Origin of the sequence: Nitrospira sp. SG-bin1 (genome assembly GCA_002083365.1) — a bacterium.
Taxonomy (GTDB): Bacteria; Nitrospirota; Nitrospiria; order Nitrospirales; family Nitrospiraceae; genus Nitrospira_D.
Genome location: LVWS01000043.1, coordinates 66,096 through 88,850 on the forward strand (window position 1 = coordinate 66,096; position 22,755 = coordinate 88,850).

Below are 22,755 nucleotides of genomic sequence, written 5' to 3' on the forward strand. Positions count from 1 at the left end.
TCTAGCTTGTCTATCTGTGAACAGACAAGGAATGCAGAGGAGGAAGACCAGAGAGTCGAAACAGGCCGGACACACACGAGATAGATCCAATGGATCGGACAGACAATCTCCATTGGTACGCCCTTCGTACCAAATCCCGCCACGAAAAACTGGTGCGAGATCAGTTGGACAAGCAGGGAATCGAACCATTGCTTCCCACGATCAAACGGTTGAGTCAATGGAAGGACAGGAAAAAGGAAATCGAAGTTCCGCTGTTCTCGGGGTATTGTTTCGTGCGATTCTCCCAGCACGAAAAAACTCCCGTACAAAAGATCGTGGGTGTCGTCGAAATCGTCGGGAGCGGAAGTCGGCCCGAACCGATCCCCGAAGAGGAAATCAACGGCCTGCGCCGCCTCATGACCAGCGTTCTTCCCTATGATCCCCATCCTTATCTTCATGAAGGGATGAAGGTGGAAGTTGTTCGAGGGCCATTGCAGGGAGCACACGGGATTCTCTTGCGGAAGGATAAGCGATATCGACTCGTGATCGGGGTTCGTGTGATCCAGCAGGCGGCGGTGGTAGAAATAGATGTGAATGATGTGGTGCCGGCGTGAAAAGTCTGTTGTAGAACCAGACGATTTCCTCTTTTGCGATGAAGTGACCGATCTCCTTCTTCGGCGGGAAGACAGCGGCTGGCTTAGCCAATCTTGTAGAGCATGGGGTTGAGGCTATCTGCATGAACACGTCCAAGATTTACTCGATGTACGGGAACACGGTAGTCGAGGGGATGCGGGTACGAGTCGGAGTCGGAGTGGTCGTCCGAGGACCAGGAGAAACCTTGCTCTTGGAAAAACGTCGTGATTGCGGGTGGTGGGGATTGCCAGGAGGAAAGGTGGAGCCCGGAGAATCGCTCGTTGATGCGGCAGTACGAGAGGTGTTGGAGGAAACCGGCCTTACCGTGGAGGTGACGCATCTGATCGGCGTGTATTCCGATCCTGATGGTCGTATCGTGACGTACCCTGATAATGGGGATGTCGTTCAGTTGATCGATGCTGTCGTTGGGGCGAAAGTGTTGTCCGGGTGCATCACATGTAGTGATGAAAGCGAAGAAGTACGATTCTTCAGTCCGTCCCAATTACCTGAACAGATAGTGCCTCCGGCGCGGCAACCTCTTGCCGATGCATTGGAGGGGCGATGCGGAGTCCTCCGCTAGGATGAGTTCGTGGTAACACCATTCCGCGACATCATGGTGCTTAGTCTTGGGCGAGGTCTCCAAGTCCTCGCGGGGCTTATTGCCATCAAAACCGCGACGACGGTGTTGTCACCCGGCGAAGTCGGGAGCATGAATCAACTGATGAGTCTTGCCATTCTCGGGACATCGGCCTTGTTAATGCCCATGACGGCCTATATTGGCCGTGGATGTCTCGAGTGGATGGACGCCGGCATCCTCAGTCGACGGTTGATTTCCTATCTATTCGTGATCGTGTCTGTTGCTCTGGCATGTGGTTCGGCAGTCTGGGCGATTCAGGCTCAGTTCGCAGTGGTTTCAGGAATGGCTCCGGCTTGGGCTGCAGGACTAGTCGTACTGTATACCATTGGTTTTGCGCTTCATACGATGGGGAGCTCAGGGCTGAATCTCATCGGCCATCGATTTCTCTACATCTTGTTCATGAATGTTGCCGCGTGGGGAGGCCTACTGTTGGCACTCTGGTGGTCGAAACAGGAAGCTAGTCCTGAGATCTGGTTGTTCGGAATCTTCTGCGGGTTTCTGCTTTCGTCCCTTTCTTATGTGATTTTAGATCGGTATGCCAGAGCGATTGTATCGATAGGTGCCTCTCACCCGCCGGAGGTACTCCCGTTCGATTGGCGCACGGTCGTCCTGTTTGTGGGGCCGCAGGCCATGGCGTTCTTATTTTTTTGGATCCAGACACAAAGCTATCGGTTTGTGCTCAGTTGGGTTGCTGACATCACGACCGTGGGGTTGTTTGCAGCCGGGTACATGATCTGCTCGGTACCCATGCAGACGTTTGAAAGTCTATTCAACGAATTTTATAGTCCGACGTTATTTCGAGCACTCAAAGGTCAAGACCGGGAAGGGATGGCTCGAGCGTGGAACGATTATGCGGCAGCCTACATTCCCGCCGTCATGCTGTTTGGCGCATTCTTGATAGGGAATGCAACCTTCATGGTGAAGCTCCTCTTGGGAGAACAATTCCAAGCGATCGCCTCGATTCTCATATGGCCTGCATTGACCGAGACGTTTCGAGCCATCTCCTCGACGCTCCATCATCTTGGGTTGGCGAAGGTCGACATGACGGTGAACGTTCTGCCCGTCGTGCTCGGCGCGTTGGTCGCGCCCGCGCTCGTCTATCTTCTGGCTTCCTACGAGCCTCTGCTGGGTACGGCACTGGCGCTTCTAGCGGCTGCGGTGGTGGTATTTGCCGCCGTCATTCCCATCAGTTGCCGTGCTCTGCCGGTCGCATGGCCGGTTCGGCGAATGTTGTACGCGGCAGCATTAGCCGTTCCGTTGTGTTTGTTGGGACGCGCGATGGGTATCGGATTTGGGGAGTTATCCGACGGCAAAGCCATGGCGGCGCTGGCCATCTCCGGACTTGCCATGGTGCTTCTGCAGTATGCCATGGCGAGAGAATGGATCCGTCACGTTCCCGGGATAGGTAGAGCTTATGAAGAGACTCGAACTTGCCCTGAATACGGTGCTGGGTCTCAACAGTGAATGATTGTTTACGAGGACCTATTCCAGAACGATAAGAATACGTTCGAGTGATCATGCATGCCTTGATTGGAGAGGATCTGCGAACCGTGACGCAGCCGGTGATCTCAATCGTGACGCCGTCGCTTAATCATGGCCGTTTTCTCCGGCAAACGATTGAAAGTGTCGCAGCGCAGACCTTCCGAAATTTTGAACATATCGTCGTCGATGGCGGATCGACAGACGAAACAGTCTCTATCCTCAAGCAGTATCCGCACGTGAGATGGGTGTCCGAAAAAGACAACCATGTTGTGGAGGCTTATCAAAAAGCTCTCGGGATGGCGAGAGGCCAATACATCATCCAGTGCTGTGTCTCAGACGGGTTTCTCGATCCAAATTGGTTCAGAAAATGCGTTGAAGTTCTGGAAAAAGATGACGAGGTGTCGCTGGTATGGGGATTTGCTCAAACCATGTCGGAGGATGGCGACCTCTTGAATGTGTCGTTCCAGGAATTCTTTAACGATCCACCGCCACAGAAGCAGGAATTTCTCGCATATTGGATGGCAAGCGGGTTCCCACTGACGGAGGGAAACTATTGCGTCAGAAGTAGTGTGATTAAACGTTGGTTTCCGGATGAGAACTCCGAAGGATGGTTCCGCACATGCGTGCATCCTGGATTTACATACAATTTCATGACACAGGGGTATGTTCCATACTTCATTCCGGTTGTGGCCAACTTCGGGCGGCTGCATCATGACCAGCGGAGCCAACGCCTGCAGAATGTTGAAGGTCCCGCACTGAAAGACTACCTCCGGCAGACGAAGACGTACGTTCGTCAAGTACTCAGGGGAGATGTCACTCATGTCTTTCGTAACGGACGAGGAGACATAGTGCGAACACTTGAGTCAAAGGATCGCGGCCGGCTGCGGCGTCAAATCTGGAGACACAAACTGCTTAGGTCCCACTTACTGAGACGGGATCTTTATACGATTGCAAGGGAGCTGAGCCGCCGATTTCGTCGACGATGGCGCAGTTATTGAGCTAGTGGTTGCCAAGGTCGTGTTGCATTGTTTCTTGGAAGACGGTTTTGGTGATGTAAGTCGGTGGGAGATGTATGGTAGTAATGAATAAGTTCGTAAAAGTCGACCCCTGGTTACAGGAGATTCTTGTTGACCCTCTTGATAAGAGTCCTCTAACTATAAGCGGGACATCACTTGTATCTTCTTATGGCCGCCACTATCCGATGGTGAGAGGCATTTATGATTTACGTCTGCTGACGCAGCATGTGGGAGTTGTGGGGGAGTTATGGAATGAGGGACAGAAGGAATATGAACGTTGGACGGACCAACTCGCATCTCGTGATTCCAAACAATTCTATCTTGAAGAAAAAGATGGCGTGCGGGACGTATATGAGGCGATTCCTCTTGTAGGACGATGTCTGGATATTGGAGGCCATCAAGGGCGTTTGCGAGAATATATCGCAGAGGATCAGGAATACGTTTCTATCGACCCTTATCTGGATGTGTTTGAAGGGCTTACTTCACAAAGTAATCTCCTTGAAGTTTTCGCATCCTTAAGAAAGCCAGCGAACTTTATTTGTGCCCTAGCGGAGCATCTTCCTCTTAGGAGTGAATCATTTGATACTGCTCATATGAGATCCTGCATAGACCATTTCTACAATCCGGAGATTGCATTGCTCGAAGCCCATAGAGTGCTGAAAAGGGGAGGGCAGCTTATTGTCGGATTGTACGTGGAAGGCGGACGAATGGGCCGCTTAACGCCGAAGGAAAGGCTTAAGGAAGCGATCCGTTTCGTGCTTTCTCGAATGAATAGCCGATACAAGGATCATCACATATGGCACCCAACCTACGCTGAATTGTGTTCCCTTATTGCGGGTGTAGGGTTTCACATTGAAAAGACCTACTGGCAACGTGCTTTCGTTGATCGGGTTTGCTATATCAAGGCCGTAAAGAGTTAGAAGGTAGTGTTCGGTGGTTAAGTTCATAGAGGTCCGGCTTTCTGACACTTGAAAGATCAGATCACGCTTCTTATGGATAAGCTACGCACAAACTCCCGACAACTGGATGTGCTCTTCGTCAACGCCGATTCATCGTTACAGGCCTATCAAGGCTTGGCAAAGACCTATTCGGCGATTGAGCCTCCTACATGGGCTCTCTTGCTCGCACAGTCATGCCGAGCAAAAGGTTTCGGCGTGGCGATTCTCGATTGTGACGCGGAAAAGTTGTCGTTGTCCGAAGCCGTGAGTCGGATACACAGCGCACAGCCTCGGCTGGTCGTGTTCGTGGTGTACGGACAGAATCCCAATTCCGGCACGACCGGAATGATCGGGGCCAGCGCACTGGCCGCTGAACTAAAGCAACATCATCCAAACTTCCCCGTCTGTTTCGTAGGGTCTCACACCAGCGCCTTGCCGATGGATGTCCTGCGACTTCCGTATGTCGATTTCGTGCTTCTCAACGAAGGCGTGTATGCATTACACAATCTTCTGCGGACCGACCTCCAGTCCGGGCTGGAGACCGTGAAGGGAATCGGATACAAGGCGGGCGATTCCGGAGAGACACGTCGAACAGTGCTGAACGAGCCGCAATCAATCGTCCCTCAAGATCGGATGGACATCGATATGCCGGGCTACGCATGGGATCTTCTGCCATACCGGTCACGTCCGCTGGATTTGTATCGGGCACATTTTTGGCACGCCGAGTTCGATCATGATAAACGCACTCCCTTCGCGGCGATCTACACGTCGTTGGGGTGTACGTTTGCCTGTGATTTCTGCATGATCAACATCGTGAATCGCGTGAATAACGGCGACGGCGTCGATGCCTCCCATTCGAGAGGGATGCGGTTCTGGAGCGCGGAGTTGGTCGCGGGCGAGCTCGAAAAGCTGGCGAAGATGGGGGTGGAGACGGTCCGGATCAGCGATGAAATGTTTTTCTTGAATCGAAAATACTATGAGCCGCTTTTGCAGGACATCATCAGGCGAGACCTGCACTTGCGTATGTGGGCCTACGCCAGAGTCGACACGGTACGCCATGAATATGTCGACTTGTTTAGGCGAGCCGGCATCAACTGGTTGGCGCTTGGGATCGAAGCAGGCAACCAAACGGTGCGGCAAGAGGTCTCAAAAGGATCTTTTCAAGAGGTCAATATTCGGGCAGTATGCGATAACGTGCGGGCTGCCGGGATGAACATCATCAGCAATTACATCTTTGGGTTTCCCGACGACACGCTCGAGACGATGGGGGAAACGTTGGATTTGGCGCTTGAACTGAATACCGAAATGGCCAATATGTATCCCTGTCAAGCCTTGCCGGGAAGTCCGATGTACCATATGGCCAAGCAGCAAGGGTGGAAGTTGCCGGATAGTTATAGCGGGTATGCCTTTCTGTCGTACGATAGTCAGCCGCTTCCGACAAAGCATGTGACGGCGGCCGAGGTGCTCAAGTTCCGGGATGAGGCCTGGCAACAGTATTTTTCGAATCCAGCGTATCTCACCTTGGTCGAAACGAAGTTTGGCGAGAAGGAGCGGGCCAATGTCGAAGCCATGGCCAAAGTGCGCTTGCGCCGGAAGCTGCTGGGCGATTGACGACATTCCGATTCTTATGAACGGGAAGAGGGCGATGAGTACTCTGGCATGATCATCACGCGCACACCGTTCCGCATTTCATTTTTCGGCGGCGGCACCGACTATCCTGCCTGGTATCAAGAACATGGGGGCGTCGTGTTGGCGACCTCCATCGACAAGTACTGTCACATCAGCTGTCGCTATCTCCCGCCTTTCTTCGAGCACAAACATCGCATCGTCTATTCAATCATCGAGAACGTGCGTCGCGTCGAAGAAATCAAGCATCCCGCCGTCCGCGCGATACTGGCCTGGGCGGAGTGTGATGACCAAGGGCTGGAAATTCACCACGACGGTGATCTGCCGGCAAGGTCAGGCCTTGGGTCCAGTTCGTCTTTTACGGTGGGACTGATCCATGCCTTGGCGGCCTTGCGGGGGAAGTACATTTCGAAAGACGAGCTCGCTTCCCAAGCGATCAATATGGAGCAACACATCATCAAGGAGAATGTTGGATCGCAGGATCAAATCTCGGCGGCATTCGGCGGATTCAATCGAATCGACTTCAAGAGAAACGATACGTTTCAGGTCTCGCCCATTATTTTGACGAAGGACCGGTTGCGCGAGTTTCAATCGCATCTCATGTTGTGTTTCACCGGGTTCTCCCGCATCGCATCGGAAGTCGCCAAGTCCAAGATCGACAACTTCAAGAGCCGAGAGGCCGAACTCCACCGTATGAAAGAGATGGTCGATGAAGCCATCCAGATCCTTCAAAACCCCAGGACCCCGATCGAGGAAGTCGGCCGACTGCTCCATCAAAGCTGGCTCTGTAAACGCAGTCTTTCCGGGAAGGTCTCCACGCCGGAGATCGACCATCTGTATGAAGAGGCCATGAGGGTGGGTGCTCTAGGGGGAAAGATTCTCGGCGCCGGCGGCGGAGGATTCCTGTTGTTGTTCGTAAAGCCCGAACTGCAATCAAAGGTCCATGAACGGCTGAAGCACTTAGTGCATGTTCCCTTCCGTTTTGAAAGCACCGGCAGTCGAGTCGTCCTGTATCAACCTCAGGGGCTTTCCTGACGTGATGATGAATCGCGATGCCGTCATGTATGTCGCGGGCCATGCCGGTCTCATCGGCTCGGCGGTCGTTCGGCGGTTGGAGCGGGAGGGATATCGGACTCCGATCACCAGGCGGCGCAGTCAATTGGATCTGCAAGATGCCGGACAAGTGTCCGCGTTCTTCGAAGAGGTGCATCCGGAGTATGTGGTTCTCGCGGCGGGCCGCGTCGGCGGAATCATGGAAAATCAGACCTTTCCCGCCGATTTCATGGATGAGAATATGGCCGTTCAACTCAATGTGCTGAAGGCCGCGCGTCGGGCCGGCGTGCGGAGGCTGATTCTATTCGGTTCTTCCTGCATGTATCCTCGAGAATGTCCGCAGCCGATGGCCGAGGATGCGCTCTTATCGGGTAGGCCTGAACCGACGAGTCTCCCCTATGCTATTTCCAAACTCGCGGGGACGTATCTGTGTCTCTCGTATAACAAACAAGACCGCGAGACCCGCTTCATCCCCGTGATTCCGAATAGTGCCTATGGGCCACACGATAATTTTGACCCGAAATCGGCCCATGTGTTGTCCTCACTGATGGCGCGTTTCCATCAAGCGAAAGTAAACGGTGCCGAATCGGTCACCTTGTGGGGAAGCGGCTCGCCGAGACGGGAGTTTATCCATGCGGACGATATCGCGGATGCCTGTGTGCATCTCCTCGGGCAAGACGATTTGACTGTGGAGCTTCCCATCAATATTGGGGTGGGACAGGATGTATCCATCAAAGAACTGGCTGAGCTGATAGCCGGCGTCGTCGGCTATCAAGGGGAACTCAAGTGGGATTCGACAAAGCCCGACGGCGCTCCTCGAAAACTGCTGGATAGTGCACGGATCCAGTCGCTTGGGTGGAAGCCAAAAATCGGGCTTCACGAGGGCTTAGCGGAGACCTACCAATGGTATGCAAGGCATGTCGAGACGGCGTCGGCTTCCCTGCAAGAGGTCCGAGGATAAATTGGACGGGTAGCAGGAGGCTAGTGTTCAGCATGGCAGCTGATCGAAGGTAAGGCAACAACCGTCTGCGCATTCGCGCGCGGCATACGAAGGATGAGGAGATGACGAAAGAAGAGTTGATCGCCTTTGAAGAGGAAATAGCGGCGGTATTCAATGCGGGAAAAATTCGGGCTCCCATTCATCTCTATTATGGGAATGAAGAGGCGATGCTCCGCGTGTTCCGCAATATTCGTGCTCAGGATTGGGTGTTCTGTTCATGGCGCTCTCATTATCAATGTTTGTTGAAGGGAGTGCCAAAAGACCGTGTGCGAGAGGAGATCCTCGCCGGGCGGTCGATTTCTCTTTGTTTTCCCGAGCAACGTGTCTTTTCCTCGGCCATCGTCGGCGGTGTCTTGCCCATTGCCGTCGGTGCCGCGATGTCGATCCAACGACGAGGGGAGGATGCCAAGGTCTACTGTTTCATGGGTGACATGACGGCGGAAACCGGAGTCGCGCATGAGGCGATCAAATACAGCCGAAACCATCGCTTGCCGATCCACTTCGTCGTTGAGGACAACGCAAAATCGGTTTGTACCGATACCAGGGAAGTGTGGAATCAGCCTCGTCTGAGTTTCGAAGATACCGCCGACGAGTATATCAGCTACTACCGCTATGAAACGAAGTATCCGCACGCCGGGGCCGGCGTGCGGGTCCAGTTCTAAGGTGAGACATGAAATATTTTGATGAACTCAAACGGTCCATGAATTTCCTGGCGCAAGACCCGCGGACGGTCTTTCTTGGGCAAGCGGTGTCCGTCGCGGGAACCGCGATGAGCAACACGCTCAAGGAGGTGCCGGCCGATCGCTTGATCGAGCTCCCTGTCGCCGAAGAAATGCAGATGGGGATGACCACCGGCTTGGCGCTGACCGGGCTCGTTCCCGTGAGTATGTTCCCGCGATGGAATTTTTTGCTCTTGGCGACCAATCAGTTGGTCAACCACTTGGACAAAATTCACGTCATGTCCAACGGCGGATACAAGACCAAGGCGATCATCCGGACGGGTATCGGCTCGCAGCGTCCGCTCCATCCTCAGCATCAACATGTGGGTGATTTCACCGAGGCGATCCGCATGATGTGCAGTACGATCGAGGTCATCCGTCTGGAAGAGCCGAAAGACGTATTCCCCGCCTATGAATGGGCGTTGCTGCGCGACGACGGACGCAGTACGATCGTGGTCGAATACGGGGACTACTACAACGAGAAGTAGAAGTAATGGCGACGGACCGTGCTTCTCATTTTCAGCATCCTGCTATTAGGTGTTCATGAAATTTCCATTGATGCGCAACAATATACTTCGTGAAGATTTGGATGCGGTCATCGAGCATCTGAAACAGGATGATCCGATCCTGACCCACGGACAGAACGTGCGGGCCTTTGAGAGCGAGTGGTCTGCCTGGCTGGGAGTGAAGCACAGTGTCTTCGTCAATTCCGGAGCGTCCGCGAACCTCCTGACGATGGCCGTCTTGAAGATCCGCTACCCAGAAGGCGGAGACGTGATTGTGCCGCCGTTGGCCTGGGTGTCCGATATCGCATCCGTGCTGCAGAACGGCTTCACCCCGATTTTCGCGGACATCAATCCACGGACATTGGCGATGGATCCCGAGAAGATCCTGGCGGCGATCACGGAACGAACCCGTGCGGTATTCCTGACCCACGTTCAGGGGTTCGATGGGTTGGAGGACCGGCTGTTGAGTGAGTTGCGCCGGCGGGGTATCCCTTTGATCGAGGATGTCTGTGAATCTCATGGAGCCACCCACGATGGCCGGAAGTTGGGGAGTGTGGGGTGGATCTCGAATTTCTCCTTCTACTACGCGCACCATATGAGCACGATCGAGGGAGGGATGATCTGCACGAATGATGCAGAGGTGTATCAACAGGTTCGCATGTTGCGTTCTCACGGCATGGTTCGCGAGGCCAACGATCCGGCGGTCCTTGCGGCCTACCGATCGGCGAATCCGGAGTTGAATCCTGATTTCATCTTTGCATTCCCGGCCTATAACACCAGGAATACGGAAATCGGCGGCATCCTGGGACGCAGCCAACTGAAACGTCTGGATCGCAACGTGAAACGACGGACCGAAAATCTGCTCCGGTTCCTCCGGCAGCTCGACTCCAGTCGATACCGCACCGATTTCAAGATCGAGGGCTCGAGTAACTACGCGTTCAATCTCATTCTCAAACGACCGGACAAGGTCTTGGTCGAGCGCCTCATGAGCGTGATGCGCGAGGCGGGGATCGAATTTCGCCGCGGGAGCGCCGGTGGAGGCAATCAACTCCGCCAGCCCTATTTGAAAGGCATCGTTCCCAAGGATCACCACCTGCTCTTTCCGGAAACGGAGCATGTCCACTTCTACGGTTTCTACATCGGCAACTATCCGGATCTGCGCGATGAGGAGATCGATGAGTTGTGCCGGGTTCTAAACTCCGTGTGAGCGTGTCATGCCCTCAGCCGTGATTCTTGCCGGCGGGTTGGGGACCAGGTTACGCAGCACCGTGCCGGAACTGCCCAAGCCCATGGCTCCGATCAATGGCCGTCCGTTTCTTGAATACCAACTCGATTATTGGATCAGCCAGGGGATCGGCCGGTTTGTGTTGTCCGTGGGTTACCGGCACGAAGCCATCACTCGGCATTTCGGGTCTCGATATAAAGGGGCGGACATCGAGTATGCCGTTGAGGAACATCCGCTTGGGACCGGAGGAGGTTTCTTGCTTGCCGCGGAGAAAGTCGGGCACCGAGAGCCGTTTTTGCTCCTGAATGGAGATACCTATTTCCGAGTGGATTGGAGCATATTAAACACCTATGCCCTGGAGTGTGACGCAGATTGGTGCTTCTCTCTATTCAAGACCAGTGAGGAGGGACGGTACATGGGCATGGAGGTGTCGCCTGAGGGTCGCATCACGTCGCTGAAATCCGGCGTGGAGCAAGGACCTCGCCTTGCCAATGGGGGGGTCTATTGGGTGCATCCACGCATACTGCCGGGAAGCCGGAGACCTAATGAAAAGATGTCTTTGGAAAGCGATCTGTTCCCTGAAGCCTTCGCCGCGGGCCGTCGGTTGTTTGGAGTGGAGTGCACGGGGACGTTTATCGATATCGGCGTGCCCGATGACTATCATCGGGCTACGACGTTGTTAACGGGCTAGGACGATGAACGTACTGGTCATCAATCACAAAAAGAGGATATGTCGATGAGTTACCACATTCTCGTTACCGGCGGCGCCGGCTATCTCGGTTCCACCATGGTCCCGGACCTTCTGCAGTTGGGTTACAAGGTTACGGTGCTGGACAATTTCCTGTACAAACAGGCCAGCCTCAACCATGTGTGTCATCATCCGAACTTTTCGGTGAGGAAAGGCGATATCCGCATCGAAAGCGTGATGGCTCCCTTGATCAAGAAGGCCGATATCGTGATCCCGTTGGCCGCGTTGGTGGGGGCCCCGATGTGCAGCCAGGATCCGGTGGGTGCAACAACCGTCAACCATGATGCCATTATGCTCATGCTCAAGCTTCTGTCGAAGCAGCAGATGGTACTGATGCCCACCACCAACAGCGCCTATGGAACGGGGGATAAGAATAACTTCTGTACTGAAAATTCGCCGCTTAATCCGATTTCCATCTATGCGAAGGAGAAGGTAGCGATCGAGAAGGAGCTGATGCAGCGGGAAAACGCGATCAGTTTTCGCCTGGCTACCGTATTCGGAATGTCGCCGCGCATGCGGATCGATTTGCTGGTCAACGATTTTACCTACCGAGCGGTCTACGACCGGTTCGTCGTGTTGTTCGAAAGTTCCTTCAAGCGCAATTACGTCCATGTGCGCGACGTCTCGCGGGTGTTCCAGCATGGCATCGAACATTTCGACAAGATGAAAGGCCAGATCTACAACGTCGGTCTATCCGATGCCAATGTATCCAAACGAGAATTGTGCGAACACATCCAGAAGCAAGTGCCGGACTTTGTGTTTCTCGACGCGCCGGTCGGCAAGGATCCAGATCAACGGAACTACATCGTGTCCAATGCGAAAATCGAGGCTACCGGGTTCAAACCGATGTATTCGCTCGACGCAGGAATCAGCGACTTGATCAAGGGCTACACGATGATCAAAAACACGTGTTATGGGAATGTATAAGGCAATCTGAGACTGCACAATAGCCGCATTGCCGTCATTCTCGTCAAAATCGCATGCTGCAATCCTTATGATTTCTCGTTACGCATGATCGTGCACCTGCTCAGTTCTATTTATCGTCATCAGGCCCTGATTTACCCTTTGGCGTGGCGAGATCTCCAAAGTCGGTATGCTGGAACGCTTGCAGGTATCCTCTGGACGTTCGTGCATCCAGTGGCCGTCGTAACCGTCTTCTATTTCGTTTTTGCGATCGGATTTCGGTCTCAGGTGACCGGTGGTACACCATTTATTCTCTGGTTTGTGTCCGGCTTTGTGCCCTGGTTGTTTTTCAACGAGGCATTGACCTCGATCACCGATTCCGTCGTCAGGAATGCACATTTTATAAAGAAGACTGTTTTCCCGTCTGAAGTGTTGGCAGTAGTCCACCTAACGGCAAGTCTAGTTCCCCACGCCGTCTTCACGGTCATCCTAGTGGCGATGTTGGCGTACTATAATGTCGTGTTTCATCCCTCTATGTTTCTGGCGTTCTATTTCGTTCTCTGCATTTGTGTCCTCGTCATAGGATTAGGTTGGTTCTTATCCGCAATGCAAGTGTTCTATCGGGATATCTCTCACGGTCTCGGCATCGGGTTGAATCTCTTGTTTTGGGTGACTCCCATTGTCTGGTCTCCCGATAATTTGCCAGAGCAGTATCGGTCCATTTTAAGGTACAACCCTCTTGGTTACATTATTCAGGGGTATCGCGATGTGATGGTTTCTCATCAGGTGCCGGATGTTGGCCAGACCGTGTTTTTTTGGTGCATTGCGTTCTTTTTCTTTCTAGCGGGTGCTTATGTGTTCGGCCGACTGAAACAGGAATTCGCGGATGTCATCTAGCCTCTTCTACGCCATCAGATGATCGCGATTTCCGTTAGAAACGTGTCGAAGAAGTTTCGGCTCTTCGCTTCTCCCCAGGAGCGGCTTTTCGAGACATTCCATCCATTCCGGAAACGGTATCACCGAGAGTTCTTGGCCCTAAACGGGGTGAGTCTGGACATTCCAAAGGGGCGGACCATCGGAATTATCGGACGTAATGGATCTGGGAAATCTACTCTTCTTCAGATCGTTGCAGGAATAGTCCAACCAACAAGCGGCAGCGTAGTTGTGAATGGGCGGGTTGCGGCGTTGCTCGAATTAGGAGCTGGGTTCAATCCAGATTTCACTGGTCGCGACAATGTGATGCTTAATGGCGCATTACTGGGAGTCCCCCGTGATGAGATGATCAGGCGCATGCCGCTCATCGAAGAGTTTGCCGACATTGGCGAGTTTTTCGATCAACCGGTCAAGACGTATTCCTCCGGAATGTTCGTGCGGGTTGCGTTTGCCGCCACGATTCATGTAGATCCTGATATTCTGATTATTGATGAAGCATTGGCGGTAGGAGATGCGAAGTTCCAACACAAATGTTACGAACATTTGTCGGCCTTGCGCGAGCGAGGCATCACGATCTTGTTCGTGACTCACAGTATGGCGCTGGTCACGACCTATGCCCAGCAGGTTGTTTTACTGGATCATGGGAAGCTGATAGCGGTCGGGGAGCCTGGTTTGATTGTCGATAAGTATCATGAGCTGCTCTTTGGAAGGAACGGTTCTGAACAAGGTTTGCGGAGTGTCGCTGAAAATGAAGTCGGCAAGAGTATGAATTGTAGAGGGCTTGATTTATTTGGCAAGCCTCAGATGGACGATATCTGCTCTGCACGGAGAAGTTACAATAAGACCGAAACGAGATTTGGAAACGGTGAAGCCAAGATCGTCGATTATGCGCTTCAATGTGACGATGTGTGGGACGTTGTGGATGTTCCCTTTCGGTCGAATCTCAATATCTATGTAAAGGTGGCATTCTTTGGTGATGTCCCGTCTCCTGCAGCCGGATTCTGCATTAAGACTGTGGAGGGAATTTATGTCTATGCCACGAATACAATTATTATGGGTAGGCAAATAAGATCTGCCTCTAGCGGAGATGTATGGATTTTTAAATTTGCATTTGCACTCACAGTAAGTCCCGGAGACTATTTTTTGGATCTTGCCGTTCTGGAAGTAGACGGTACTCGAGGCGGATGTGTGCTGGATGTTCGCCGATCGATTGCCCATTGTATGGTGTCCTTGGAACGAGACCGACCGTTTGATGGTCTTGTCGATCTCGATCCGACCTTTGAGGTTCTAGAGGAGCAAGCACGGGCTCGACCTTCATTTTACGATTGACTTAAGGAACCAAACAATGAATCGATACTTCGATATGAATGGAATGCTGTCCTTGCCGAAAATGATCGAAATCGACCCGGTAGAGGCGTGTAATCTTAGGTGCCGCATGTGTCACGTCAGTTTCATGCCTTCCGAGAAACATCCGGTTTTTGACGTCAATCTAGTTCCTAAGTTGAAGGCATTGAAGGGAGCATACGCTTCCATCGGTTCCGGTTTTGAGCCGTTGTTATATAACGACTTTGACCGGCTTATGGGAGGACTCGCTGATCTAGGCATCAGGATGCAACTCATTACCAATGGGACACTCCTTGATAAAAATAAGTTAAAGAGATTGCTTGATTGCGATATGGAAATCATCAATTTTTCTTTCGATGGGATTCGAAAAGATACATTCGAGTATATCCGTCGCGGAGCCGACCATAATGACACGATGAGTAATATTTTGGCTGCAAGATCGGGATTTGCGGGTAGGCAAACGGGGTTCCTTATCAATACAACAACGATGAGAAGTAACCTCGATGAGTCGATCGAGATTCTCGACTTTTGGGATCGTCATGATTTTGATGTAGTGCGGTTTTTGCCGATGCAGGTACGCTATCCCGATCAGGAGTTGATCCCAGAAAGCCTGTACCCAGTTAGAGAACAGATGAAGAGGGTATTTGATAGTGCTGCGGTGCATTTGATCGAGCATAATCTGAAAACGGTCATGCTTCTTCCATATCTATACGCCTCTCCGGTTCGAGAAAGATTCCCAGAGAACTACGCTGGTTTGTATGTCTATTCCAACAATTCGGAGAAGCGAAAGATTCTGAGCTTACGGGAGAGATTTCAGCTCGGCGATCATCCGTTGATGCATTTTTATGACTGCCGTGCGGCTTTTACTAGTGCCACGATCTTGGCCAATGGTGATATCCAACTCTGTTATAAGTACTCGGTCGGCAATCTACACAATGCCAGCTTCGAGGACATCTGGTTCGGTGAGGAGGCGAATCGAATACGGCAATTGATAATTAATGAGCCGTCGGACTGTGCGGCCTGCGACTGTTACAAATTTGGTATCGCCTTTCACAAGCTTGATGCAGACTGCGTTGAAAACTACTTCACGGCGGAGCTCGGCCCTTACGTCACCGATGTTGATTTTATGACCGGACTTATCCACGCTAAGGTTTCCCCTAAACCCCCCCGACTCGTGCTCTCAGAAGGTGATTACAATATCGTGGCATATGATGATAAGTATTTTGGCATACCGCATCGTCTGGGTTGTCTCGAGGTAGATAAGACCGATTTCTCCACTATTCCAAACGTGATCGTGGAAGGTAGATTTAGTTCGGCTCTCGCTCGTGTTCGTAACGCTGATTCTGAATCCAGGCGGAACCACGCGAAGGTTACCCTGAAGCCTCCCCAGCTGGTGTTCTCAGAAGGTGATTACAACATCGTGGCATATGATGGTAAGTATTTTGGCATACCGCATCGGCTTGGTCCCCTAGAGGTTGACAAGACCGATTTCTCAACCATTCCAGATGTGGTAGTCGAAGCGGAATGTGAGGCGGTTCTGGCCCGCGTTCGCAAACTCGGCAGGCTCAAGGCGGTCTCTGGGTAGTATTTCTATGATCCTTCACAAGAACACATCACCACCCTCACCTCGCCTGTCCATTATTCTATTGGATTGGAGCTGTCGCGAACGGTTCACCACTCTTGATTGGCTACTGCAACAGGATGTGCCGAAGGATCAGTATGAGCTGATCTGGGTGGAAGTCTATGACCGTGTCGTCGACGAAGTGATGAAGAAAGCGGATGTCGTCATCACATGCAATCAGCAAGGTATCTATCACAAGCACATCGGTTACAACGCGGGATTGCTGCATGCGCGCGGTGAATTGATCTGCGTGTGTGATAGCGATGCTGTGTTTCCGCCGGATTTTGTTCGTTCGGTCTTTCGCTCGTTTCAGATGGAGGGCGAGAAGTCTGCCGTGCCGCTGGTGCTCATGCACTATGAATGGCGCACGTCCCTCCTCTATCCCGAAGGCCTGACCGCCACCGAGACATTGAAAGACCGCGACCGCTGGCAATGGTGGCCCCTCATCGTCAACGAGGGGGCTTGTATGACCGTACGCCGGAGCGACGCGATCCGATTCGGAGGGTTCGATGAACATCCCAGTTACAAAGGCTATCTGTGCGGGCCTTATGATTTGGGATGGCGCCTGATCAATGCCGGGTGGCCTGAACAGTGGCATGACCCATCAGTGGCTCTGTGGCATTTCGCGCATCCGGATCCCATCGGCACGAATGGTCAGAAGGCATCACTGAAACAGCTGCTGGAAAAGGCCTATCCCCATGTTGATGGTCATGCGCTGACGGCCGTTGAAGCGTTTTCGACAGGCCGATTTCAACCGTTGCGTGAAAATTCTGAGATCTGGGCTTTACGGATGAAGGATCGTTGTATCGGATCCGCGCTTGAGACACGGTACGCCGATTTGACGGGGCAAGGGGGGTATTCACCGTGGGCAATCAGGTGGTTATGGGTCTCCTTGGCGAAAGAAATTATGGGGCGCTATTTCGGAGATCACCTGTGGAAACCTATTCGCAAGAACATGGTTTCACTTGTCGGTCAACGTCTCACAGGAATGCTGGGCGCATTGTACAGAAATCATGTCGCCCCACGCAGGGTGAATCATAACGTACCGGCGGACCATCCAACATTGCTGTGTTCCGTGAGGGGATACAATATCGTAAAAGTTAAAGATGCTTTCTACGCGGCGCCTCAAAGCGTCGGCAACCTTGATCTGTCGACGGACGAGGGAAGAGTTCATCCAGATTTGCTGGTTTCTGAAAACTACGAGGGGCTCCTACAGAAAGTCTACGTGGCCTCTAGGGGTTATACTAGGTTTTGATCAATTCCGGGATGCTCATAATGCGAACTTCAAAAAATTATGACCTTTTTGTCACTCATGCCTGGAGATTTCATGAAGATTGGACAAAATTTACAGAACTCATGGACAAGGTGCCGAGACTTCTGTGGCGCAACTTCAGTCTGCCTTGGCATGATCCTGCCATCAGTCCGAATACGGAAGCCGGAGGCCGATTTATCCGTAGTTCCCTGGAAAGCCAGATCATTCCCGCGCACGTCGTCGTGCTCCTTGCTGGGGTATATGAGATTCGGAGCGCCCGACTGTGGGTCGACATGGAAGTCGAAATGGCAAAGAAACACAATAAGCCCATTGTCGGTATGCCCGCGATCAATAAAGGGACAATTCCGGACGAACTCATGGCACTGTGCGACGCGAGCAGTCAATGGGACGCGGCCCAATTGATCGCCACTATTGACCAAGTGCGGTCTCTCCCAAGGTATGCACCGCAGCCTTCGCATCGATAATCCGCCGTTGGTGCTCCACTGAACCGCGATGGAAACCTCATCACGAGGAGAAACTGTGAGTTGGACCGTGATTGGCTCTGGATCTGATGCAGGGATGGTTATGTGATCGTGAACAGTCAGAAAGTGAATTGATGCCACATGTGTGCTTGTGTATCTTAGGTCATTATTCGGTCACATCAGTATTGTCTTTCTGCCCGATGGAAGTAATCCCCGAGGACCGAATAACAGGTGAGGTATGGATCTTTAATCTGCGTATGAGGTAAGTGATGACCGATACAGCCGTCGTTCTGACTCTTAAGAAAGGCCATGCAACTACTAAGGTAGAGGGGACACGCGTCATATTCAGCCCTCATCAATGCTTCGCCTTCGACAATGGACAGGACGATGTCGCATGTTTGCATGCGCTTGGCGCGCATCTCATGACGTTGCCCGGCCTTGCCCTGGTGGGTTCGAAGAGGTTTGTAGATTATCTTTTGCAGCATGTCCCTGATCTCAACGCCAGGATTGTCGGCACCGTGTTGTACGACAATTCCCCGGAGTTGCATCAGCCGCATGGTCTGGCCAGTATCCGGTTGGGCGCGCTGCCAAACGAGACACAGACCGTCTTCCTCTGCGAAACATTGGCGGTTCCACGTATGCAGATGGCGAGGCAATTGCCTCGATCGGTCACTATCGTCGACCTCATGATTTTAGCCGACGTCGAACCCGAGGTCATTCCAGCCCGCGGGTGGACGCCGTTACCGCGCAATATTTATCCGATCGATATCCCTGAGATCCAGTTCAGGAAAGATCTCGATGTGGCCATTGTGGACTGTCCCTCACGTAACTTGTCTTTGATGCCCAATGGATTGGGATATTTGAACAACGCCCTGAAGAAGACTGCAGTGTCCTTTCAAATCGTCGATCTGGATATTATTTCCTACCATCGATTTCATGTTCACCGGCTCTTTGACATGGGCGGCCGCATCACGCTCCCTGGTGATTTGGTGTTGCCGGAGGATCCGTGGCAAGCGGAGCACTACGATCTGTGGACTGCAACGGGTGGAGGAGCTTCAGGTCCAACCGGGCGCAATGAAGTGTTGGAGTTCTTCAGGCCGGTCATCGACGAGGCGATCGCGGCATTGGTCGCAGCACGGCCGAAAGTACTCGGGCTTTCAATCCAAGGATGCAATGAGGCGGCGGCGCGGGAAGTTGCGCTCGGCGTCAAAGCGAAATTGCCCGACATCATGATCGTGGTCGGCGGGTTCAGTTGCTACAACGCGGATGTCGGCCGCCGCGCATTCCCGGAATGCGACTATATGTGCATCGGTGAAGCGGATCTCACGGCCGGTCCGCTGTTGGAGGCATTGGCAAAGGGTGAGCGACCGTTCAACCAACCGGGTGTCCTGTCCCGCTTCGATACGCCGGACTATTCCTATCTTCCAGCTCCCATGATTCACAATCTGGATCAAATCGAATTTCCCAAATACGAGTGGTGCGATCTGAGCGTGTACAGAAACTTCAATGACTACCAGCTGACTCCCATCATCGCAAGCCGCGGATGCCGCTGGTCGCGCTGCACGTTCTGCGCGGAACGATTCTACTGGCGCATTCGCACCAAAGAAAATTTTGTCGATGAACTGGAGTGGTTGGTCGGACGTGGCTGCCACTTGTTCATGTTTAACGAGAGCGATCTCGGCGGCATGCCCGAACGGGTCATGGAGATTTGTGATGAGATCATCCGCCGCGGCCTACACCGCAAGGTGAAGCTTACCGGCCAGCTACGCGTCAATAAGAAACAAAACCGAGCCTTCTTCGAAAAGCTGAGGGAGGCCAATTTTGTCGCGCTTCGTTTCGGAATCGATGCTTTTTCGGAGCGGACGTTGCGGCTGCAGATGAAGGGGTACACGGTTGACATGATCACCCAGAACCTGAAGGATTGCTGGGAGGTCGGGATTTTTACGGAGGTTAACTGGGTCATCGGTGTTCCCGGGGAAACCGACCAAGACGTGGAGGAGGGCATCGAGCTCATTCTTAAAAATCGTCACTATATCGGGCGTTTGGCGAACATCAATCCGCTGATCCTGGTGAACGGAAGCGTCTATTGGATCGATCCGGCATCTCACGACATTGTACTGAAGGAACCCAAGGAAATAATGTACGAGAAGTATCCGAGAGCTCTTCCCGCAGATCAGTGGCACAGTATCGATCCATACATCGACGCGCAAGTCCGCAAGGAACGATTCGAGCGTATCGTGCTTGCATTGCACGACGCCGGGTTTAATGTTGGAGCGTGGGCCAACCGGGTGATTGAGGATGTTAAATTCAATCGTGATAAAGCCAGGACGGGGACATCGGGCACGTCGATCAGCGCCGGGGAATTTGAAATCGCCGGAGGAAAAGACCGTGATGCGGAGTCCAACGACATCGAAGGACAGGCGGCGCTGGAAGCCTCAAGCCAGCGTGGCCCTCTCGCGGTCCTTGAGCCGTCACGCCCCGCCAAACTGCTGCCGATGCTTCAGGAAGCGGGCAAGCCATCGGAGGATTCAGCGAAGCCAGCCGCGGAACCGCCGTTGTTTGGGATCGCCGGTCTGGCGCCGCGCATGGTTCGCAAAATGGACACCCACACGATTATTTTCCATAACGGTTGGTATTATGGAATTCCGGCCGCACTCAGCAGCGTGGATATAACCAGTCCGGAAGCATCCGCAATCCCCGGCATTCTTCGGCATCCAACCGAAGAGGACCTCATCGTGGCTATTGAAGAAAGTGCCCGATGGGCGAATTCCCGCGGTCATTACGATGATCAAAAGAAGCAGCGGGAATCCGGATCCTACATGCGCGTGGACAGCGTGGGGGAAAGGTCCGAATCAATTGAGATCCCCAGAAAGCCCCGCATCCTACGAGTCGGCAAGATGCATATCGCCGTGGACCAAGAGGTCCTGAAGGATCCGTTTGGGCGGAAATCGTCCATCGAAAGACGATCGAGGGGCGAGGAAGCAGGTAAGCGCAATGTCAGTGTATGGCGCCGGATGGTCGAGCTGCTGCCCGAATCATTTGAAGGAGAGCTTCGTCGCCTCATCCGTCAGGAACGTTTTAACAGAGGGAACGGTGGGCACCTGAACGATCTGCAACTCGCCTGCATGCTCCCCCACGCAGTCGTCGTTGCGTATGTCAAAGAGCCGCTGAAGCGTGCCATGCGCCTTGTCGCGCGACGAGGCGTCGGTAATGAAACACCGATCGGAGTGCCTGTGAAAGGGGAAAATTTCTCCATCCTGTCCGTCGTGACCAAGAATGCTCAACCGGAATTGTTGTGGACGATCGGCAATTACAACCTCGTGAAGTTTGACGGCATGTTCTACGGGGTCCCACATGGGGCCTATGTGGAATGGGATTCCGGGTTACTCTCGTCGATTCCCGGCATGTTGGTCGGAGACACCATAGCCGAAGTGGATGGTCTGATCCGGAAACTCGGGGGAGAGTCAGGGAAGGTCTCGGCCGCCACAAGCGATGGTCGTTCGCACGCATCTGGATTTACAAAGTCGCCTGTCTTGCTTCGTACGATGCCGGAGGAAGGATACGATGTGATCTCCTATGAGGGCTGGATTTATGGCATGCCGCATGCGTTAGGGCCCATTGATCTAACGGAGATCGACGTCCTAGAGATGCCAGGCGTCATTCGCGACGTTTCCCGTGATGCGGTGGAAAATGAAATCCTTGCGCTGGGTCACAACAATGTCAGATCGTGCAGTGCCGTTGAAGCATGAGGTTGTTCCAGAAAAACATTTCAACTCCCGGCATCTTACAGAACCTCGCCCCGGCGTCCTGGCAGGAGCATCGGTTCGGGTTGCCGCTAGCCAGATGGGAACGGCTGAAAGGCAAAAGCTTTTGGATAACAGGCGCAGGCACCGGATATGGACGATGCATCGCGCTGGCGCTTGCCGCCGCCGGCGCCCGAGTCTTTATTTCAGGAAGACGAATCGAGAAATTGCACGAGACGCTGGCCGAGGGGGTTTCGCTCGGCATTGACGTCAGCCGCTGCGTTTCGGTCCCGGCGGATATTCGACTGGAAACCGACCTGGCCCGGGCGTCGGAGACCATCGGCCTTTTCACTCGGAGTCTCTATGGGCTGGTGCATAGCGCCGCGCTCCCTCAACAGGGAGCCACGTCCTATCCACTTGCAGACCAAAGTGCTGCGGCATGGACGGACCTTCTCGCTACGAATGTGACGGGACCCTGGTTGACCTGCAAGGCGGCTATGCCATTCTTAAGCCATGACGATGAATTTAGAATCATCTTTCTATCCTCTTTTGCCGGCTGGGCCTCGACTCCTGGTTTTGGTCCCTACAATATCAGTAAATCAGCTCTTAATACGCTAGGGGCCTCTCTTGCGGCCGAATGTGCCTTGAAATATCCGGGCAAGGACGTTCAGATCAACGTTTTGGTGCCAGGCGAAGCGCGTACGGAAATGAATCAGGGATCCATAGAGAGTCCGTACGCCGTGGTCAGCATGGTGCTCGTGTTGCTGTCCCATCCGCCTGGCGGTCCCAACGGGTTTTTCTTCAATCGTGACGGACGCCATCTCGCATTTGCATTCACTCAAGAATACCCTCAATCACTCTTGGCCACGCAGTAACGCATCACGTAGCGGCATCACTTTTCAGTTTGAGCATAGG

20 protein-coding genes are annotated in these 22,755 nt (G+C 53.0%); all 20 read left to right on the forward strand.

Annotated elements, in window-relative coordinates:
- The first annotated feature begins 89 nt into the window (after positions 1 to 89).
- The 20 genes from A4E19_08740 to A4E19_08835 all read left to right on the forward strand — a co-directional run bounded on the left by A4E19_08740 (position 90) and on the right by A4E19_08835 (position 22,715).
- Positions 90 to 593, forward strand: coding sequence for a hypothetical protein (locus tag A4E19_08740; GenBank protein ID OQW30826.1), 504 nt, complete (start codon positions 90 to 92; stop codon positions 591 to 593).
- A 122-nt stretch (positions 594 to 715) separates the two neighbouring features.
- Positions 716 to 1,192: a hypothetical protein gene (locus tag A4E19_08745; protein OQW30827.1), complete on the forward strand. Its 477-nt coding sequence runs from the start codon at positions 716 to 718 to the stop codon at positions 1,190 to 1,192.
- Between the two features lie 33 nt (positions 1,193 to 1,225).
- Positions 1,226 to 2,713, forward strand: a complete 1,488-nt coding sequence (locus tag A4E19_08750) for a hypothetical protein (GenBank protein ID OQW30828.1) — start codon at positions 1,226 to 1,228, stop codon at positions 2,711 to 2,713.
- Positions 2,714 to 2,766: 53 nt separating this feature from the next.
- Positions 2,767 to 3,729, forward strand: a complete 963-nt coding sequence (locus A4E19_08755; protein ID OQW30829.1) for a hypothetical protein — start codon at positions 2,767 to 2,769, stop codon at positions 3,727 to 3,729.
- Positions 3,730 to 3,803: 74 nt separating this feature from the next.
- A complete protein-coding gene (locus tag A4E19_08760) occupies positions 3,804 to 4,667 on the forward strand; it encodes a hypothetical protein (protein OQW30830.1) in 864 nt (287 codons plus the stop codon).
- A 102-nt stretch (positions 4,668 to 4,769) separates the two neighbouring features.
- Positions 4,770 to 6,296, forward strand: a complete 1,527-nt coding sequence (locus A4E19_08765) for a B12-binding domain-containing radical SAM protein (protein ID OQW30919.1) — start codon at positions 4,770 to 4,772, stop codon at positions 6,294 to 6,296.
- A 48-nt stretch (positions 6,297 to 6,344) separates the two neighbouring features.
- Positions 6,345 to 7,346, forward strand: a complete 1,002-nt coding sequence (locus tag A4E19_08770; protein OQW30831.1) for a kinase — start codon at positions 6,345 to 6,347, stop codon at positions 7,344 to 7,346.
- A gap of 7 nt (positions 7,347 to 7,353) precedes the next feature.
- Positions 7,354 to 8,325: a GDP-fucose synthetase gene (locus A4E19_08775; protein ID OQW30920.1), complete on the forward strand. Its 972-nt coding sequence runs from the start codon at positions 7,354 to 7,356 to the stop codon at positions 8,323 to 8,325.
- 101 nt (positions 8,326 to 8,426) lie between these two features.
- Positions 8,427 to 9,026 (forward strand): hypothetical protein, encoded by a 600-nt coding sequence (locus A4E19_08780; protein OQW30832.1) that lies wholly within the window; start codon positions 8,427 to 8,429, stop codon positions 9,024 to 9,026.
- An 8-nt stretch (positions 9,027 to 9,034) separates the two neighbouring features.
- Positions 9,035 to 9,571: a hypothetical protein gene (locus A4E19_08785; GenBank protein ID OQW30833.1), complete on the forward strand. Its 537-nt coding sequence runs from the start codon at positions 9,035 to 9,037 to the stop codon at positions 9,569 to 9,571.
- 70 nt (positions 9,572 to 9,641) lie between these two features.
- Positions 9,642 to 10,796 carry a CDP-4-keto-6-deoxy-D-glucose-3-dehydrase gene (locus tag A4E19_08790; GenBank protein OQW30834.1) on the forward strand — a complete coding sequence of 385 codons (1,155 nt, stop codon included), beginning with the start codon at positions 9,642 to 9,644 and terminating at the stop codon, positions 10,794 to 10,796.
- A 7-nt stretch (positions 10,797 to 10,803) separates the two neighbouring features.
- Positions 10,804 to 11,505: a phosphohexose mutase gene (locus tag A4E19_08795; protein OQW30835.1), complete on the forward strand. Its 702-nt coding sequence runs from the start codon at positions 10,804 to 10,806 to the stop codon at positions 11,503 to 11,505.
- Between the two features lie 45 nt (positions 11,506 to 11,550).
- Positions 11,551 to 12,489, forward strand: coding sequence for a hypothetical protein (locus A4E19_08800; GenBank protein OQW30836.1), 939 nt, complete (start codon positions 11,551 to 11,553; stop codon positions 12,487 to 12,489).
- A gap of 84 nt (positions 12,490 to 12,573) precedes the next feature.
- Positions 12,574 to 13,362, forward strand: coding sequence for a hypothetical protein (locus A4E19_08805; GenBank protein OQW30837.1), 789 nt, complete (start codon positions 12,574 to 12,576; stop codon positions 13,360 to 13,362).
- Positions 13,363 to 13,380: 18 nt separating this feature from the next.
- On the forward strand, positions 13,381 to 14,727 hold the full coding sequence (locus A4E19_08810; GenBank protein OQW30838.1) for a hypothetical protein: 1,347 nt from the start codon (positions 13,381 to 13,383) through the stop codon (positions 14,725 to 14,727).
- 16 nt (positions 14,728 to 14,743) lie between these two features.
- A complete protein-coding gene (locus A4E19_08815) occupies positions 14,744 to 16,327 on the forward strand; it encodes a hypothetical protein (GenBank protein OQW30839.1) in 1,584 nt (527 codons plus the stop codon).
- A gap of 118 nt (positions 16,328 to 16,445) precedes the next feature.
- The gene (locus A4E19_08820; protein OQW30840.1) at positions 16,446 to 17,618 is read left to right on the forward strand and encodes a hypothetical protein; all 1,173 of its coding nucleotides are present in this window, start codon (positions 16,446 to 16,448) and stop codon (positions 17,616 to 17,618) included.
- A gap of 20 nt (positions 17,619 to 17,638) precedes the next feature.
- Positions 17,639 to 18,100 (forward strand): hypothetical protein, encoded by a 462-nt coding sequence (locus A4E19_08825; GenBank protein OQW30841.1) that lies wholly within the window; start codon positions 17,639 to 17,641, stop codon positions 18,098 to 18,100.
- Between the two features lie 266 nt (positions 18,101 to 18,366).
- A complete protein-coding gene (locus tag A4E19_08830; GenBank protein OQW30842.1) occupies positions 18,367 to 21,846 on the forward strand; it encodes a hypothetical protein in 3,480 nt (1,159 codons plus the stop codon).
- Positions 21,843 to 22,715, forward strand: a complete 873-nt coding sequence (locus A4E19_08835; GenBank protein ID OQW30843.1) for a hypothetical protein — start codon at positions 21,843 to 21,845, stop codon at positions 22,713 to 22,715. The genes A4E19_08830 and A4E19_08835 overlap by 4 nt, the downstream gene beginning before the upstream one ends.
- The last annotated feature ends 40 nt before the right edge of the window (positions 22,716 to 22,755 follow it).

Excerpts from the sequence above, each read along its gene's own strand:
- A4E19_08790 (OQW30834.1), top strand. The coding sequence starts at position 9,642 with ATGCGCAACAATATACTTCGTGAAGATTTGGATGCGGTCATCGAGCAT.
- A4E19_08740 (OQW30826.1), top strand. The coding sequence starts at position 90 with ATGGATCGGACAGACAATCTCCATTGGTACGCCCTTCGTACCAAATCC.
- A4E19_08770 (OQW30831.1), top strand. The coding sequence starts at position 6,345 with ATGATCATCACGCGCACACCGTTCCGCATTTCATTTTTCGGCGGCGGC.
- A4E19_08750 (OQW30828.1), top strand. The coding sequence starts at position 1,226 with ATGGTGCTTAGTCTTGGGCGAGGTCTCCAAGTCCTCGCGGGGCTTATT.
- A4E19_08825 (OQW30841.1), top strand. The coding sequence starts at position 17,639 with ATGCGAACTTCAAAAAATTATGACCTTTTTGTCACTCATGCCTGGAGA.
- A4E19_08810 (OQW30838.1), top strand. The coding sequence starts at position 13,381 with ATGATCGCGATTTCCGTTAGAAACGTGTCGAAGAAGTTTCGGCTCTTC.
- A4E19_08775 (OQW30920.1), top strand. The coding sequence starts at position 7,354 with ATGAATCGCGATGCCGTCATGTATGTCGCGGGCCATGCCGGTCTCATC.
- A4E19_08760 (OQW30830.1), top strand. The coding sequence starts at position 3,804 with ATGGTAGTAATGAATAAGTTCGTAAAAGTCGACCCCTGGTTACAGGAG.
- A4E19_08785 (OQW30833.1), top strand. The coding sequence starts at position 9,035 with ATGAAATATTTTGATGAACTCAAACGGTCCATGAATTTCCTGGCGCAA.
- A4E19_08780 (OQW30832.1), top strand. The coding sequence starts at position 8,427 with ATGACGAAAGAAGAGTTGATCGCCTTTGAAGAGGAAATAGCGGCGGTA.
- A4E19_08805 (OQW30837.1), top strand. The coding sequence starts at position 12,574 with ATGATCGTGCACCTGCTCAGTTCTATTTATCGTCATCAGGCCCTGATT.
- A4E19_08815 (OQW30839.1), top strand. The coding sequence starts at position 14,744 with ATGAATCGATACTTCGATATGAATGGAATGCTGTCCTTGCCGAAAATG.
- A4E19_08835 (OQW30843.1), top strand. The coding sequence starts at position 21,843 with ATGAGGTTGTTCCAGAAAAACATTTCAACTCCCGGCATCTTACAGAAC.
- A4E19_08745 (OQW30827.1), top strand. The coding sequence starts at position 716 with ATGAACACGTCCAAGATTTACTCGATGTACGGGAACACGGTAGTCGAG.
- A4E19_08795 (OQW30835.1), top strand. The coding sequence starts at position 10,804 with ATGCCCTCAGCCGTGATTCTTGCCGGCGGGTTGGGGACCAGGTTACGC.
- A4E19_08830 (OQW30842.1), top strand. The coding sequence starts at position 18,367 with ATGACCGATACAGCCGTCGTTCTGACTCTTAAGAAAGGCCATGCAACT.
- A4E19_08755 (OQW30829.1), top strand. The coding sequence starts at position 2,767 with ATGCATGCCTTGATTGGAGAGGATCTGCGAACCGTGACGCAGCCGGTG.
- A4E19_08800 (OQW30836.1), top strand. The coding sequence starts at position 11,551 with ATGAGTTACCACATTCTCGTTACCGGCGGCGCCGGCTATCTCGGTTCC.